Genomic DNA, 17253 nt, shown 5'->3' on the forward strand with positions numbered 1-17253 from the left:
TTTGAAAGTAAATGTCCTTGTCATAAATAAAGATGGACAAGAGAATCATGAGTTATCTGGTGAACTTGGAAAATGGAAAGAACTAATTGAAACAAAACATAGTCGATATAATTTTGATTTGCATATACAGGTACTTGACGATCTAACGGATTTGGAACTTGTCATAACAAGAGGTGAGTTAAGAGATTATCAAATAATCTTTACACCCTTTGCTGAAGGTGAGCCACTTTTTGATTTAATGGAAAAGTATCTGACGAATACAGTGATTCTTCGAGTGAAAGATTATTTAGTTGAAGCGTATACATCTACTTATCGAAATGGCAATTATTATCCGAAATTTGGTATTTCAATTCTTCAAACTACAACCTCATTCATTCTTGCGCATGTTGACAAGGTAGGAAGACAACCTTTTGTTCCACAAACAAGTACCTTGCCATTAACTGCTGAAACTCAGCAAGAAGGAGACATACCTTCTCCTAGTTTTGTTCAGGCATTAATGAATGGTAACGGCTTTGCTTATACAGAAGGTGAAGACACAGACGAGGAAGAAGCATACCCACCTTTAGAGGTCGAGGATGAAGATGATGAAGTTGAGAGTGAAAGCGAGAATGTAGAACTGTATTTGCAACATAGTGACCAAAATGAAGTAAATCCAGTTCATCAATCTACAGATAACGAGAGCAATGTATTTAATAGTTATGTACCTCTCATAGATTCTCCAAGCGAAGAAAAAGAAGTAATAGCAGAAGTAATAGCTAAAAATAAGGAATTCATACATCAACAGTCTGCAGATAATAATGTAATCTATGAAGATGATGAAGACAATGAGCTGCTTGAATCCAATTCTTTGGAACAAACAAACTTTCTTGTGGATTCGGCAATGGGTAAGGGAGATTATGAACGACTTCATAAAGAAATGAAGGGGGCTGAAAATGAGCCCTTACAAGAAGCAAGTGCCAATGATGATTCTTTAACTTATATAAGAACGAAAACTATTCAAAAACAGTTATTCGCTAAACAAAAGTGGGAAAACCATAAAACGATTGGTATTTGGTCACCTCTACATAGAAAAGGTGTTACGACTTTCGCTATGAATTATGCTTTATTCTTAGGAGAAAACAGGGTTTATACTTCTCTACTTGAAGGTTTAAGAGGTTATCCTACCATGAAATATTGGTTAGATCGATATTCTTCCGTACCTAAACATTGGCAAAGTTATTCTAAGACGATTCATTCCGATATTGAACCAAATGTTGCAAATTGGACGTATCGTAATGTTTTATTCTTACCAATTGATTTAGGGGATGGAACATTGCCATGGAATACAGATAAATTAAAAGTTTATATGAGTGCTTCAAATATTATGGATATTACACTAGTCGATTTACCAACAGGTGAAATGGCAACTAGTACAATTGATTCTCTTATCTATTTAGATGAACTTTGGATTTTAGTTGATGATACTTACCAAGAGTTCCTTGCATGGAAAGAGTATATGCACCTATTAAAAGATAAAACAAAAGTCGATATTAAGCTGATTTTTAATCAGTCCTATGAGTTTTCTCAAGTGAAACGATTATCTAAAGCATTAGAGATAGATGTAATCGCTACGTTACCATCACTTCACGAAGAAGTAATGAAAAATTATTATGCAACGGAACCCATTTATGCAGTTCCAGAAGTACGTGAAAAAGTAAATGAGGGTTTCTTGAAGATAACCAAACACTTAATAGGGGAAGATTTTAGGTTAGCAAAAGATCGGTTATATACAGAAGATAAAAGTTCTTTGTGGTTAAATTGGTCAGAAAAATTCAGAAGATGGTTGAAGGTGTAAATATTAGCATGATAAGATGGGTATGTAATTATTATTTTAATTTATTTGCAGACTCATCTATTTCTAGAGTTGTGCGCGGCATTTAACACACTACGGTCTTTTGGACTTTCATGATTTTAACTAACACTATTTCTATGTGTTATTTATGATTACATGAACTTCCAAAAGGCTGTTTTTTTATGTAAAAAACAACCGATTGGAGAGAAAATCATGAGTAATTTAACACTTACAATGAAGAACATCAGAAAAGAACTTGCAAAGAGTAATATTGTTTTACCTATGCACGTTCAAGAGGAAATTAGCAAAAGAGGATATTTCAAAAAGGACATCATTCAATGTATGTGGACTGGCGAAATAACTGAAATGCAATATCACCGAAAGGAATTTAAGGCAATTATTGAAGGATTTGATTTTGACGGATTGCCGATGGTTTTAGTGGTAGGATTTTATCGAGAAAATCGTAATAAATTGGCGGTTATCACTGCTTTCCCACCGATTAAACCAAAATTCAAGAGAGTAATTTAATACAATAAGAGAGGGAGAAACTTCATGAACGGTGCATTTAGAAGAACAAAGATGAAAGATTGGTATGAATTTAGTCGTCAAACTTGCCCTATTTGTCATAAGACAGGCGGTTGTATTATTCACGAAGACGGAAGTAAGGTGGCTTGTATTCGTGAAAGTAGTGAAATTCAATTCGGTAAAGGGAGCTTAGTATCATGGCTACACTATATTGAAGATGGTGTTAAGGTAGATAAAGCTTCTGTGGAAAGTGAGGGGCATCGGACACGTTCAAAACTACCCACTCACATCTTAAACCACATTTTTAGCGAGTTAATGGTTCATCCTGAGACTGAATTATCAGAAGATCATATGAATCATTTGCTACATGAACGTAAACTTTCGTACACAACCATTAACACAAGAGGATATGCTTCATTTCCAGAAAAGCAATGGGTAGTTGCAAAAGATATTTTACCTCAATCATTAATGGCACGATTAGACCAACCAAACTTTACTATGGGTATTCCGGGCTTTTTTAAGAATAAGTACGGATGGTCCATTACTGGTAGTAAGGGTATATTTATTCCATATCGCGATGAAAATAACTGGGTAACAGGTTTTCAAATTCGTGTAGATAATCCTAAAAATGATGTTGAGATTGATGCAACTAACTTTGATGGATTATACGCACGCGTAAAAGAACAACCCGATTTAGTACAAGTGTTAAATGATGGTGAGGTTGTTCTAGAACGTCGATTTGAATTAAATAAGGTTGAGACAATAACTGTTGGAGATAAAATAGGAACAGTGAAGTTGAAAAAAGGTCAAAGATATTACTGGTTCAGTTCTGCGAACAAAGATTGTGGAACAGGTGCAGGAGATCCGGTTCCTATTCATGTAGCTGTACCTACAAAACAATTAATAGAGTGGAATACGGCAGTTGAGAATGATAAAGTTAATGATACAGTTAGTACTACTTTAAAAGTAAATGCCGCTTGGGTAACGGAGGGGGCCCTCAAAGCAGACATCGCTGTTGACCATATAGAAAATGCTTTTAAGGATGAATTGGCATCAGTCGGTTCAACTATGCTAGCAGTACCAGGAATTAATAGTTGGAGAAGTCTTTTACCAACATTAGAAAGAATGGAAGTAAAACGTGTCAACTTAGCCTTTGATATGGATGCAATTTCAAACAAATACGTGAAACAGCATTTTATGGATATGGTTGCTGAGTTGAAAAAATTGGGTTACGAAGTATACGTGGCATTATGGAATCCTGAAAATAAAGGAATCGATGACTGTCTGTGCAAAAATCGTCGGCCTCAATTAAGAAGATTGTAGAATGCTCTGTAAATTTAATTTTTTCTTAAGAAATCCTTTCACTAATTAACAAGTGTGTGAAAGGATTTCTTTATATTATTGATTAAATTCATAAAATAACATGTAGCCAAGTTCAAGCTTATCAGCTTGTAGGAAGAACAATAAAACAGTTACCATTATTAGTGAGGAAGTTGATTAAACTACCTCTTACAGAAGAATTTATTCTGAGTGTTGCAGAGACTGTTGAAGAATTTCAAGAGAGAAGAATAAAATGGGCTGGAAAGATTGAGAATTTTAAAGATTTTAAACTTTCGTATACAGATAATAAAACTCTTATGAACAAGGAAATGGATTCTCATATTGTGAACTGAATTTTGATTAAATCTGTATAGTAGGCTTCGTTTGTAAACAAAGACTATTTATTATTTTTATAAATCACAATAAGAGGAGATTATTTTTTAAGTTCCATCGAGGCTACACTATGCGTTACACCGGAGATTTTATGATACTTCTTGTAAATTAAGAATTACTATGCATAAATTTTGCATATTTATTTTTTATACTAATACATATTTGTATTTGGCAAGCAAAAAATGCATGAAACGGCAATCAAAAATGTAACCACTTGCCAACGAAATTTAATTCTGAATAATTGACTCCTTATAACGATAACTATCGCCTTTAAATACAATCAAATGCGAATGATGGATGAGTCGATCAATTACTGCCTCCGTTAATATTGGATCCCCAAAAACGTGATTCCATTGACCGAATTGAAGGTTTGTCGTGATTATGATGCTTTTGGTTTCATAACACATCGAAATAACCTGAAACAATAATTCAGCCCCTTGTTTGTGAAGAGGAATGTAACCTAACTCATCCAAAATCAAAAGATCCAATTTCTCTATTTGCTTAAAAAGCTTATTGAGATTACCTTTTTCATTTGCTTCTAATAATCGATTAACTAATGATGCCGCTGTATAGAATTTAACAGCTTTGCCATACCTTTGTATGGCATTCAATCCAATTAACGTAGCTAAATAGGTTTTACCTGCACCTACACCCCCATAGAAAATTAGATTTTCTTGCTGCTCCATGAATACTCCATTTAATAAGTCTTCACTACTTAGTCCTGCTGTTAGGACAATGTCCTTCCAATCAAAAGGTTTCCCATTGACTTTAGGTAAGCTTGCTTGTGTAAGTAAAAGATTTGTTTTTCGTTCTTCTCGTTGCTCAATTTCTTTTTCAAAAAGCTTCAGTAAATACTCTTCATTTGATGTGGCTTCTATCTCTTGATAATGCTCTCTAATCCAACTTAATTTCAATCGTTTAGCGAATTCTTGAATCTGCGTACTCAATTTATTTCAGCTCCTTTTAGAAGCTGATTATAATGCTGTAGACCTCTAGTAGCCTCCGGCATAATAGGCAATGACTTTTGGAGATGTACTTCTTCGCGTATCCCTCGACCATTAATTAGTTGGTAGAATACTTGTTTAATTGATTCAACCGAAGGATGACCATGCTCTGATGCAATCTTCAGCGCTTCAGTAATTTTACTAAAATCATAATCTTTCATCACTGTACCTAATAACTTCAGGGCCTCTGATTTTTCAGAGGAAGTACATGAATTAAAATATGTTTGCCATTCTTGTGGTAACTGCTCATAGAAACTAGTATATTTAAGTGCCATAGGACGTTTGGCCATTAGATTTAAGTATGGCTGCCAATTAATCGATTTTCTATATTGACCATAGAGTCGAGGATGGCTAACGACTAGTTGATAATCATCTGTAAGAATATCAATTGAATTATATGAAATACGAATTAGAACCTTATTTAAAGCGTATCTTGGTGAAGTAGAATATAGTTTTTTTTCCACTTTAATATAACCGTACTTATCGGCTTTCACTGTTTCGTATCTGATGCATTGGTATTCCTTACTTGGTAAAACCAAAAAGGCTTTCCGATCCTCTTCAAACAGCTGGGAGATGAAAGATTCCTTTTCATAATGTTTTCTCTCACGATCTTTCTCAGCTTTTTCCCACAACGTCTTATTAAGTTCGTCTAAATTCAGTACGTGGAGACCAGGCAATAAATAATTGTTTCTCACATACTTCACCATTGCTTCCACATGACCTTTTTCATTCCCACTATTAGGATTACAAAATTCACTTTCGAACCCATAGTGTAGAACGAAGTTCTGAAATTCCTCTGTTAACTGCCGTTCGCCATTTGGCAATACCTTCTTTACGGCAGCTGAAAGATTATCGAATCTAATTGTTTTTGGAACACCACCCATATGGTGAAAAATACGCTTTAATCCTTCTAAGAAACACTCTTTGTTTTGAGCGGGGAATACCTGAAAATAAAATGAATTACTGTATGGATAAGAAAGAACCAGATAGGGTAGAGTTATCTGTTCCCCTTGATATTTAAACGGAGCTTCTCCAAAATCCACTTGGGCTGACCCGGGTTTGCTCTCTAGCGATAATGCTGCTTGACTCGCTTCATTTAACAATTCTTTTTTTCGTTGGGATATGTAGTTTCTTACTGTTCGATCAGAACCCTTAAAATCAAATTCCTCTTTTAATTGCTCCCAAATTCTCTTTGCAGTTCTACGAAATTTTCTCTTTTGTTTAAAATCTTCTAGTAACCATTCATCTACAATATGTTTAATAGGATCCATCACTGGAGATGGTCTGCCTTGTTTAATTTTTTCTACAGGACTAAAATCATCCTGTTCTGCATATTTCTTAACTGTTCTCGGATCTCTTCCTATTCTTTGTGCAACCTCCGAATAGTTACTGTCTTTTATGTTTACCTCATGTCTGATATAATTAATTTCGGCCACTGCCAACATCTCCTTAATACCTCCTGCGCTTGTTTGTCCCAACAGGAAGTGTATGTGTATTTTGGAATGTTGACAAGTGGTTTTTTAATTTGTGCAGGGCCTACGGCCCTTCTGCACAAATTAAATGCCATACCTTACATTTTTATGATGCCATAAACATACATATTGGGGGAATGACAGTATGTTAAATAAAATTTCTACTAAATTGGCAACAAGTTTTTTTATTGTTGTCTTTATTATGGAGTCTTTTTTTATGATTTATCTTCATCGAGATACAATCAATACCAGGGTAGAGGACGAATATTCTAGGTTATTAGCAAATGGTGCAAATCATCGTTATGTACTAACTGAGAATTATTCTGATACTACAATAAAACATATTCTTTTGATGGAAATGAATGCTCAGCAAGATGTTATTATTACAAATAAAACAGGTGATATTATTGGCAGTTCAAATAGAACTAATAACTTGTTAGAGATATATCAATCATTAAGAAATGATTTAGATATAAAAGAAGATAAGATATTAGTTTCAGATTGGAGAAATTCACCCTACATAGTAAGTGCACATCCCTATAAAATCAATGAAAATCAATTTGGCTATGTAGTCATGTTTCATAGTACACGCTTAATAAATGAAATGGTTGATGAGATGAATATGCACTATATTATTTCAGGAATTACCGGATTTATAGTGTTATTCATTGTCTATGCTATTTTATCAAAAGTTCTAACAAGACCGTTAATACGTATGAAAGAGGCTACTGAGAAATTAAGCGAGGGGGATTTCAAAGTTACTCTTCCAGAATTGGGTAAAGATGAGCTTGGAGAATTGTCATTTTCCATTCAGAAATTAGCTAATGACTTAGAACATTTAAAGAATGAGCGAAATGAATTTCTTGCATCAATTGCTCATGAACTTAGTACCCCGTTAACCTATTTAATAGGGTATTCAAAAGTAGCGATGAGAAAAGGTTTAAACGATAAGGATCGAGAACATTATCTTGAGATTATTGGAGAAGAATCGGAACGAATGAAAGATTTAGTAAAAAACTTATTGGATCTTGCTAGGATGGGTGAAACATCATTCACGATATCTAAAGAATATTTTTTGGCTCCCCCATTTATCAAAAATGTATGTAAGCTAGTTCTTCCATCATTTGAAATGAAAAAGATCAACTTAAACTTTGTTTGTGATGAAAACTTCGAAATATATGCAGATCCGATACGATTAGAGCAAGTATTATTAAATCTTCTAGATAATGCACTAAAGTATTCAAATAAAAGTTCAGAAGTAACTATAATAGCAAATAGGAAAGATGAAAAAACAGTAATTTCGGTTATTGATACAGGTATTGGTATTCCTTCAGATGAAATTGGCTTTATTTTTGAAAAGTTATACCGGGTTGAAAAATCACGTTCACGTGCTTATGGTGGCTCGGGTATAGGACTTGCTGTTGTAAAAGAGTTAGTTGAAGCCCATGGAGGAATCATAGAAGTCGAAAGTAAGTTAGGAATAGGGAGCACGTTTAAAATTACAATATAACAGGAGGAATGGGGTTAAATGCAAACTATACTTTTAGTAGATGACGAACAAAGGATGTTAGATTTAGTAGAATTATTTCTAAGTCCTCACGGATATAAGTGTATTAAAGAAACAAGCGGCATAGAAGCGTTACAAACGCTCAAAAAAGAGCCAGTTGACCTTGTTCTTTTAGATGTTATGATGCCGGGAATGGATGGATGGGAAGTATGCGAAGCAATCCGTGAGTTTTCAAGCATCCCAATAATAATGCTTACTGCAAGAATGGAAAAGGGAGATTTAGTTAAAGGATTAAATATGGGGGCAGACGATTATATTACAAAACCATTTGATGAAAGAGAATTAATTGCAAGAGTAAATGCACTATTACGTCGCACCTCAGAAATTAGCAATACTTTAATTACTTTTAATGATTTTACTTTAGATACAGAAATGTACTCCTTTCAATATAAGGATCAAACTGTCCCTCTTACAATGAAGGAATTTTATATTATTAAAGCATTAATATCTAGACCTACAAAAGCCTATACAAGAGAAGAGTTATTACAAGTAGCTTGGGAATACGAATCAGATATAGAAATACGAGCCGTAGATTCACATATTCGAAATTTAAGAGAAAAACTAAGAAAAGCAGGATTTTCAACTGATGAGTTTCTTAATACCGTATGGGGAATAGGATATAGATGGAGTTAAATAGATAATACATTTAGATAAATAATGAATACCCCTTTTAGTGTAACGATGACTAGCATTAAAAGGGTTTTTGTTTAGATTTAAATTATTTGAAATGAATGTTATGAATTTATTTCAAATATATTAAAAGTTAATTACATAAATGAAAGTGCATATTTTCTCCATATTTTTGCCTTATGATATGTAAGGTAAAATCCAATAGGAGAGTATTTAATATGATCTATAGATTAACAAATAAAGTTAGTATAGCTGCTATACTATTGATAATTTTCATTATTATTGGTGGTTTGTTTAATAAAAAGGTTTTTGCTGAAAAGGTTATAGACGAGCCAAATATCGGAAGTGAAGCAGCTATACTAATTGATGAAAAAACAGGCAGAGTTTTATACGAAAAGCATGCAAATCAAAGAATGAATCCAGCAAGTTTAACAAAGATAGCAACAGCTATTTATGCTATTGAAAAGGGAAACCTAGATGATATTGTAACAGTTAGTAAACATGCTAGAGAAGTTGATGGGACAAGGGTTTACTTAGAAGTAGGGGAAAAAGTTCCTTTAAGAAAACTTATTCAAGGATTACTCGTAAATTCTGGCAATGACGCTGCTATTGCTATTGCTGAGCATTTAGAAGGTACTGAGGGAAATTTTGCAAGAAAATTAAATACATATCTAAAGGAAGTCGGGGTAGAAAATACGAACTTTGTTAACCCTCATGGTTTGTATAATAGAGATCATAAAACCACTGCTAGTGACTTATCTAAAATTACACAATATGCAATGAAAAATGAAGTTTTCCGTGAAATTTTTGCAACAAAAGAGCTAAAGTGGGATGGAGAGTCTTGGGATACTACTATATATAGTCATCATAAATTAATGAGGGAAATTCCATACGAAGGAATAACAGGAGGTAAAACTGGGTACGTTAACCAATCTGGAATCACATTAATTACAACTGCAACAAGAGGAGAATTATCGGTTATTGCTGTTACTTTAAAAGCAGTGAATGAAAAATCAGCATATGAAGATACAATAACTCTACTTGATTATGTATTTGCAAATTTCAAAGTTAAGAACATTAATAAAGGAGAAATTTATAATATAAATAATAATCAATATAAAACTGATGAAACTTTAAATTATACGATTTCTAAAAATGAAGAAATTAAGAAAGAGATCTCCAAAGAAGGACTTTTGGAAATCAGGAACCTAGATCAGGAATTGATAGCTTCCTTTCAGTTGAAAAAGGTGGTGGAACAGAAAGAGAAAGGTGAAATTTACAAGGAAATAGAAACGGAATCAATTAAAGATAACAATAGTATAAAATATATATTATCTGGGCTCTGTATTTTTTTATTTTGTATTTTTTATTTTTCCACCGCTACAAAATACATCAGTATATTTAGAAAATGAATAAAAACTGATAGAGTCATCCGAAACTTTTGGGTGACTCTATTTAATTTCAAAGATAAAAGAAGTATAAAAAAGATGGCTTTTGAATATAAATTCTTTGACTATGTAGTAACAGTTTATTTCTTTACGTAGTACCAGCTATTGATAGATGTTTTAAAGAATTCATGAGAGTATCAGAGTATGAAGGGATTTACCCCTAAACCTACGTTAACAAAAGTGTTTTTAAGGGTGACTAGTATATAGGAATTGATATTGGTAAAAGTCCCGAAGAAATGAATATCTATCACATGCAAATAAAAATTCAAAAAGGTTATCCCTCTAACTTAAGGGATAACCTTTCTCCATTTATTTGAGTGTTTTAAAAAAACTTTTCAAAAATGACACTTAATTACGTTAAAGTCCATAGATTCTGCATATTTATCTGCTACATTCAAAATAGTGGGTTCTTAAAAGATTATTTTCCTAATCTCTCTTCAATTAAGGTTTCCATGTCAATTGCAATTGTGTCAAAAGCAACTTGTTGATCTCCGTCAGAAAGACCAGAATAATCTTTAACTGCAACACCATTTTCATCGACTAAGTAGAAAGTAGTTCCATGCATTACCTGATCGCCTTCTTCTGGTTTTTTGACAAGGGCCTTAAAATTGTTTAGTGCAAATTGCTCGATATATGTCTGATCATACCCTGTCACTAAATGCCATTTTGATTCATCTGGAATCTCGAAATAACTAAAATATTCCGATAGTCTTTCAGGTGTATCAATGGTCGGGTCTACTGTAAAGGCTATAATATTATAGTCTTCAATATCACGTTCAATGAATTCTTTTTGAATTTCAGACATATTGTTTGTCATTGGCTGACATACCGTAGTACAGCTTGTGAAAATAAACATGGCAAGCCACGGTTTGCCTTTTAAACTTTCAAGTGAAACTGCTTCATTTCGATGATCAGTGGTTTCAAAATTTTCAATTTCATACTCTGTTGTCGCTTCAAATTTATAGTTGCTACACGCACTTATTATAGTTGCGACCCCAATCAGTGAAATAAGGTAAAATAGTTTCTTTTTCATCACTACAACTCCTAATAGTTCTGTAATCATCTCATTGTATAAAAATTATTACACAATACAGTCACAAAATTGTCAATCGTATATTCAAATTAATGTTTGAATGATGTGTTTAATTTGCTACAATCATGTTGAAAGTAAAAGGGTAGATGTTTGCTAAGGAAATGTTAATTATACACTACAAAATGTAGTGCGTTCTCAAGAACATTATAGTATTAAGCAAAGTATCTCGCAACCTAATAGTTTTCAAATTTTAAAAAAGGAGTGCTTATGTTGAAAAATTCAAATATGAAATTTACAGTAATTCTTACATTAGTAGGTGTTATATTACTTGCAGCTATCGTAATAGTAGTTAGTAAACAAACACCTGAAGAAGAAGAAATAGTTAGACAAGAGGTTGATATAACAGGACAGCCAACACTGGGAGAAAAAGACGCTCCCGTAACGCTAGTAGAGTTTGGGGATTTTAAATGTCCTTCATGTAAAGCTTGGGGGGAAACAATCTATCCGCAACTGGTAGAAGAGTATGTTTTAACGGGCGATGTTAAATTTTCTTATGTAAACGTTTTATTCCATGGTGATGAGTCGGTTGTTGCAGCTCTAGGAGCGGAATCTGTTTACAAACAAGATCCGGAAATCTATTGGGACTTTCACAAAAAAGTATTTGCAGCTCAACCAGAAGCAACTAGTCACGATAATGTATGGGTGACTTCTGATAAATTAGTTGAACTTGTAAGTGAATTTCCTTCTATTAACCAAGAGCAATTAAAACAAGATGTTGAACAGGAATTAACAATTAATCAAGTAAGCATTGATAAAGAATTGTTTACGAAACATAATGTATCTCAAACCCCAACTATAAAAATAAATGGAATAACAATGGAAGATCCATTTGATTATGAGGCGATTAAAGAAGTAATCGATCGTGAATTAGAGGCGAACAAAAATGAATAAAGTTCAACATCAAACTGATAAAAATATTTGGATATTATATTTTGCATGGTTTGTCTCTCTTGTGGCTACATCAGGAAGCCTCTATTTTAGTGAAATAAGAGGTTTTATACCCTGTGATTTATGTTGGTTTCAGCGTATTTTCATGTACCCGTTAGTTGTGATATTAGGAATCGGAACCTTCCAGAGTGATACTTCTGTAAAAAAATATGTATTACCATTGTCTGTTGTAGGGAGCATTATTTCAATCTTCCATTATCTTGAACAAAAGGTACCAGGGTTTGGTGGAATTAAACCTTGCGTAAGTGGCGTACCTTGTAGTGCAGAATATATCAATTGGTTTGGCTTTATCACAATCCCTTTTTTAGCTTTAATCGCTTTCACTTTAATTAACATTTGTATGATTATCTTATTTATAAAAAAATCTAAATGAGAATTTTTTGAACCTCATATGTAGTTTAGGTTGTATGAAAGGATTAGTGAGAATAATTGCTTGAAGATTTAAATCTATTTCTGGCATTTGGTGCAGGAGTATTATCGTTTATATCGCCTTGTTCATTACCGTTGTACCCTGCGTTTTTGTCTTATGTAACTGGTATATCCTTGAATGATCTTAAGGAGGATAAGGGAGTATTTAATCGAAAAGCTTTGTTACATACTTTACTGTTTTTACTAGGTTTTTCAATTATCTTTATGGCATTAGGATTTTCAACTTCTTTTATTGGTAATCTTTTTATTCAGTATCAAGATTTATTAAGACAAATTGGGGCAATCATAATAGTCTTTTTTGGACTAGTAACTATTGGTGTCTTAAAGTTTGATTTTCTACTAGCTGAAAAAAGAGTTCAGTTTAAGAAAAGACCTAAAGGCTATATAGGTTCTATGTTAATTGGTATGGGCTTTGCAGCTGGCTGGACTCCTTGTACAGGACCGATACTTGCGGGTGTTATTGCATTAGGAATGTCAGACCCTAGTAGAGGAATGTTATACATGTCATTTTATGTATTAGGTTTCGCAGTTCCATTTCTTATCATGTCTTTATTTATAGGGAAAATGAAATTCCTACAGAAGCGGGGTAATTTATTTATGAAAATCGGTGGAGTAGTGATGATATTGATGGGGATTATGTTGTATTTCGATATGATGACAGCATTAATTGCATTTTTAACACCGTTTTTCGGAGGCTTTACAGGATTCTAGAACAACGTTTTAACTTAGTATTAAGGAGAGATAAGTTCTATTATGGATAAAAAAAGAAGAAGACAAATTATACGTCTTATTATATTAGTAATTATGGCTGGAGCGATAGCTTTTACTATTTACAATAGTATTAATAAAGAAAAAAGAGAAGTATTACAAGTAGGCGATGCTGCACCGGATTTTGAGTTAATAGATATGAATGGAGAAACACATCAATTATCAGAATACAAAGGACAGGGAGTCTTTTTAAACTTTTGGGGAACTTGGTGTAAACCTTGTGAAAGGGAATTTCCAATCATTGATAAGTATTATAAAGAATATCAAGATGAGGGGATTCAAGTATTAGCTGTTAATATTGCAGAATCTGATTTTGCTGTTCAAAATTTTATTGATCGTAAGAACCTTACCTTTCCTGTTGTAATTGATAAAAATAAAAGCGTTATGTCTACTTATAATATTAACCCATTACCAACTACATTTTTAATTAACCCAGAAGGTGAAATTGAGAAAATTATCACTGGGGAAATGAGTGACGAAGATATTTTGAATTATATGAATCAAATAATGCCAGAATAAAATATAAATGTTGGGAAGTAGAAGAATGGGAGATAGAACTGAATCTTTACATCAATTTACTTTGGAATTTAAAGAGGAATTGAACGAAACTATGCCTTATCGGGTAACTGTACATTTTACTGGGGAAGCAGAATTTTATGAAAAACTAATATTGGTGGCAAAAAAAGATCGTGCATTACTTACTTTTCGAAAGTTATCATTCTTTTGGCGGTTAATATTTCATGAAAAAAATCTGCTATATCTTGAACAAGAATCAAATAAAAAATCAAAATATACACAATGGGTGTTAGCAGATATTTTAAAAAACGAGAAGGATATTTTAATTTTTAATGATATAGAAATCGTAAATGAAGTTCGAATTAAACTTCCCAATTTACTTAATGCTTTTTCTCGCGAAGTAGCTTCAAAATATAAAAAGTGTTAGTTAATGTTTTTATTATGGTTTTTCATATATCTACCTCTAAAGCCATACCACTAATTATAACCATTTATGAGGTGATAAGAAAATGTGGCTTTTGGGGTTTTTAAGTACTTCCTTAGGAATGTTAGTTGGAGGGAGTATTGCTTGGTTATTCAAAGGTTTTAAAAATAGGATAGACACAATTTATGCTATATGTACAGGGGCAATTTTCAGCTTAATTATTATTGAAATTTTACCAGAAGCACTAGAAACAGGTGGGTTGTTATTCGTTGTGGTTGGATTATCTTTAGGGATTATTTCTTTTGAAATTTTACATAATGGATTACACAATCACAAGTCATTAAAGGGTAAATCAAAAAATATGGTGTATCTTCGAACTGGTTTATTACTTATACTCAGTGTTTCAATTCATAATTTACCGATGGGAATTATTTTAGGAGTAAATCAAGATTATGAATTTACGCTTACTTTATTACAGACGCTTTTTTTCCATAGCATCCCTGAAGGAATTATTTTATTCACACCCTTATTTTTAGCAGGTATGAATATTTTTATCTGGCTATTCACTTCCTTTTTTGTATCAATTCCGGTTGCATTAGGGGTACTTGTCGGTGGTTTTATGGAAACAGAGTATCAAATCGTATCTGCAATTTTGATTAGTTTTACTGCCGGAATCATTTTAATGGTAACAGTATGGGAAATTTTGTTTCCTTTGCTACAGAAATCTCCGGGGTATAAACTTTTAATTTCTATATTTATAGGATTACTCGTAATGGGATTATACTTAAAATTAATTTAAAAAATGTTCTTCAGCACAGCATAGTATCTATAACTACATCAAAATAGGATATGTTGAATCCACTCATTATCATCAATGATAACAAGGAGAATTGTAAATGGGACATGACCATAATCACGACCACACACATGGTGCAAATAAAAAAACGTTAATGATTGCATTTATTATTATTACCGTGTACATGATTGTTGAAGTTATTGGGGGGATTTTAACCAATAGTCTAGCTCTTTTGTCAGATGCAGGGCATATGTTAAGTGACGCTATATCTTTGGCAATTGCTTTAATAGCATTTAAATTAGGTGAAAAAGTTGCTAATGAAAGAAAAACTTTTGGATATAAACGTTTTGAGGTATTAGCAGCAGTTATTAATGGCGTTACTTTAATACTTATTGCTCTCTTTATTTTTTATGAAGCAATACAACGTTTTATATCTCCACCTGAAGTAGCTTCAACTGGTATGTTAATGATATCAATTGTTGGGTTATTGGTAAATATTTTGGTTGCATGGATTATGATGCGTGGTGGAGATACAAAAGATAATCTGAATTTACGAGCAGCATTTCTTCATGTAATCAGTGATATGCTTGGATCTGTAGCAGCGATTGTAGCAGCAATACTAATTATGTTATTCAATTGGGGTTGGGCAGATCCACTGGCAAGTGTTATTGTTGCCATCCTTGTCTTTATAAGTGGAATCAAAGTTTCAAAATCTGCAATTCATGTGTTAATGGAAGGAACTCCATCTAATATAGATTTAAATGAAATTATTAAAACAATTGAAAATACGCAGGGTGTAAAAACAATTCATGATTTACATGTCTGGACAATTACTAGTGGACAAAATGCATTATCTTGTCATGCCGTAGTTGACAGTAATTTAAAGGTACAAGACTGCCAAAAAATTTTACAAACAATTGAACATGAATTAGAACACAAGGGAATAAACCATGTGACAATTCAAATGGAAAGTAAAGAAAATCCTCACGAAAATTCAATTCTTTGTAAAAATAACTATAAAACAAATTCTCACAAACATAATCATTAAAATATGTGAAGTTTTTAATCGGAGGTTTAATATGGTAAATGAAAAGAAGAATGGCAAAAAGTTTGCCCTTTTTATTACTATAGGACTTTTTATTGCTTCAATAGTAGTTTTATTTGTAATAACAGCATTTTACAAACTCTATGACCCTTCAGAATTTGGGAGGATAAATGGTGGAATAGATAAAGAAAATGTTGGTATTCCACAAGAGGCTGAAGAACAACGTGATAAAGTTGGAACCCCTTAAAGATAGTGGACCAATACCATTCGATAATATTATGGAATTCTCCAAGGTCATCAAGAGTAAGAGTCATTCTAGCGATTTAATACCATTGATTTATTACTTTAAAACAAATACACTAAATTAGTGGTATTTTATTGACTGTATGTACAGTTTTCCGAATATCATTAAGGGTACTATTGGCTAGCATATGCAGCTTGTGGTATCCTTTTATTTTTTGTAAGCAAAAGAGTATTAACTTCTCCTAAATAAGCATTTATATAAATATGCCTGCTATTATCATTGTAAAAATCTCTAATCCTTATTCTGCAATCGGGCCATTTAATTGGTGCGACACGTTCCTGATTCAAATGAGATGTGGTTAACACAATCTCGGTAAAGGTCAGGCAATTTATAAATTAAAATTGAAGGATATTATCAAGGAGTCGAATGATGAGGTAACGCTCTGAAAGGCTTCCCCTGCGTCGAATAGCACGCTGCTTAGTAAGGAGAAGCGTGTTATAAGCTCGGTTAATAGGCGCAAGAATTTACCGTAACAGTTCGGCTGCCGAAACCCTACCCGATGGGGTGGTGTAAATCATGGTGCTTGGGTTGAACGAATAAGGTGAGAATGCAACATAATAGGATAATAAACTATATTGCTGACGAACCTCTGAATGTACGGGTCTAGAATGGCAATACACAGAAATGTGTATATCACTAAATGTGAGGTTAGATGTGGATGAGTAAAAATCAATTATATGAAAGTCCACCTTGTGTTACAGGCACATGCAATGCTAACAGGCTCATAGGAGGCACCTAAG

General features: G+C 33.0%; 17 protein-coding genes. 14 read left to right on the forward strand and 3 right to left on the reverse strand.

What is annotated here, in order from left to right:
* Position 1: 1 nt before the first annotated feature.
* From LG296_RS19815 to LG296_RS19825, 3 genes are all read left to right on the forward strand, one after another.
* A complete protein-coding gene (locus tag LG296_RS19815) occupies positions 2 to 1834 on the forward strand; it encodes a hypothetical protein (RefSeq protein ID WP_107937383.1) in 1833 nt (610 codons plus the stop codon).
* A 210-nt stretch (positions 1835 to 2044) separates the two neighbouring features.
* Positions 2045 to 2359, forward strand: coding sequence for a DUF4258 domain-containing protein (locus LG296_RS19820; protein WP_107937385.1), 315 nt, complete (start codon positions 2045 to 2047; stop codon positions 2357 to 2359).
* Between the two features lie 24 nt (positions 2360 to 2383).
* A complete protein-coding gene (locus LG296_RS19825) occupies positions 2384 to 3679 on the forward strand; it encodes a DUF3854 domain-containing protein (protein ID WP_107937387.1) in 1296 nt (431 codons plus the stop codon).
* Between the two features lie 617 nt (positions 3680 to 4296).
* Here the strand turns inward: LG296_RS19825 and istB are convergent.
* Positions 4297 to 5016 (reverse strand): IS21-like element helper ATPase IstB, encoded by a 720-nt coding sequence (gene istB, locus LG296_RS19830; RefSeq protein WP_036179323.1) that lies wholly within the window; start codon positions 5014 to 5016, stop codon positions 4297 to 4299.
* Positions 5013 to 6518 (reverse strand): IS21 family transposase, encoded by a 1506-nt coding sequence (istA, locus tag LG296_RS19835; RefSeq protein WP_404427519.1) that lies wholly within the window; start codon positions 6516 to 6518, stop codon positions 5013 to 5015. Before istA ends, istB begins: the two co-directional genes overlap by 4 nt.
* Before the next feature lie 172 nt (positions 6519 to 6690).
* Between istA and LG296_RS19840 the strand changes: the two genes are divergently transcribed.
* The 3 genes from LG296_RS19840 (at position 6691) to LG296_RS19850 (ending at position 10154) form a co-directional block, all read left to right on the forward strand.
* Positions 6691 to 8055 carry a cell wall metabolism sensor histidine kinase WalK gene (locus LG296_RS19840; protein WP_107937619.1) on the forward strand — a complete coding sequence of 455 codons (1365 nt, stop codon included), beginning with the start codon at positions 6691 to 6693 and terminating at the stop codon, positions 8053 to 8055.
* 18 nt (positions 8056 to 8073) lie between these two features.
* The gene (locus tag LG296_RS19845) at positions 8074 to 8745 is read left to right on the forward strand and encodes a response regulator transcription factor (RefSeq protein WP_107937621.1); all 672 of its coding nucleotides are present in this window, start codon (positions 8074 to 8076) and stop codon (positions 8743 to 8745) included.
* Positions 8746 to 8960: 215 nt separating this feature from the next.
* Positions 8961 to 10154, forward strand: a complete 1194-nt coding sequence (locus LG296_RS19850) for a D-alanyl-D-alanine carboxypeptidase family protein (RefSeq protein WP_107937623.1) — start codon at positions 8961 to 8963, stop codon at positions 10152 to 10154.
* A gap of 454 nt (positions 10155 to 10608) precedes the next feature.
* Here LG296_RS19850 and LG296_RS19855 read toward each other — a convergent pair whose 3' ends face one another.
* Positions 10609 to 11223, reverse strand: a complete 615-nt coding sequence (locus LG296_RS19855) for an SCO family protein (protein WP_107937625.1) — start codon at positions 11221 to 11223, stop codon at positions 10609 to 10611.
* Between the two features lie 285 nt (positions 11224 to 11508).
* Here LG296_RS19855 and LG296_RS19860 point away from each other — a divergent pair, with 285 nt between their 5' ends.
* The 8 genes from LG296_RS19860 to LG296_RS19895 all read left to right on the forward strand — a co-directional run bounded on the left by LG296_RS19860 (position 11509) and on the right by LG296_RS19895 (position 16456).
* Positions 11509 to 12174 (forward strand): thioredoxin domain-containing protein, encoded by a 666-nt coding sequence (locus tag LG296_RS19860; RefSeq protein WP_251402888.1) that lies wholly within the window; start codon positions 11509 to 11511, stop codon positions 12172 to 12174.
* Positions 12167 to 12604: a disulfide oxidoreductase gene (locus LG296_RS19865; protein WP_107937629.1), complete on the forward strand. Its 438-nt coding sequence runs from the start codon at positions 12167 to 12169 to the stop codon at positions 12602 to 12604. Before LG296_RS19860 ends, LG296_RS19865 begins: the two co-directional genes overlap by 8 nt.
* A 56-nt stretch (positions 12605 to 12660) precedes the next feature.
* Positions 12661 to 13371: a cytochrome c biogenesis CcdA family protein gene (locus LG296_RS19870; protein WP_107937631.1), complete on the forward strand. Its 711-nt coding sequence runs from the start codon at positions 12661 to 12663 to the stop codon at positions 13369 to 13371.
* Positions 13372 to 13413: 42 nt separating this feature from the next.
* Complete coding sequence (gene resA / locus LG296_RS19875; protein ID WP_107937633.1) at positions 13414 to 13947, forward strand: thiol-disulfide oxidoreductase ResA; 534 nt, start codon at positions 13414 to 13416, stop codon at positions 13945 to 13947.
* Between the two features lie 25 nt (positions 13948 to 13972).
* Positions 13973 to 14371, forward strand: coding sequence for a hypothetical protein (locus tag LG296_RS19880; protein ID WP_107937635.1), 399 nt, complete (start codon positions 13973 to 13975; stop codon positions 14369 to 14371).
* 82 nt (positions 14372 to 14453) lie between these two features.
* Positions 14454 to 15167, forward strand: coding sequence for a ZIP family metal transporter (locus tag LG296_RS19885; protein WP_107937637.1), 714 nt, complete (start codon positions 14454 to 14456; stop codon positions 15165 to 15167).
* 97 nt (positions 15168 to 15264) lie between these two features.
* A complete protein-coding gene (locus tag LG296_RS19890; RefSeq protein ID WP_107937639.1) occupies positions 15265 to 16212 on the forward strand; it encodes a cation diffusion facilitator family transporter in 948 nt (315 codons plus the stop codon).
* Between the two features lie 31 nt (positions 16213 to 16243).
* The gene (locus tag LG296_RS19895) at positions 16244 to 16456 is read left to right on the forward strand and encodes a hypothetical protein (RefSeq protein ID WP_107937641.1); all 213 of its coding nucleotides are present in this window, start codon (positions 16244 to 16246) and stop codon (positions 16454 to 16456) included.
* The last annotated feature ends 797 nt before the right edge of the window (positions 16457 to 17253 follow it).

Origin of the sequence: Ureibacillus chungkukjangi (assembly GCF_044795995.1) — a bacterium.
Taxonomy (GTDB): Bacteria; Bacillota; Bacilli; order Bacillales_A; family Planococcaceae; genus Ureibacillus; species Ureibacillus chungkukjangi.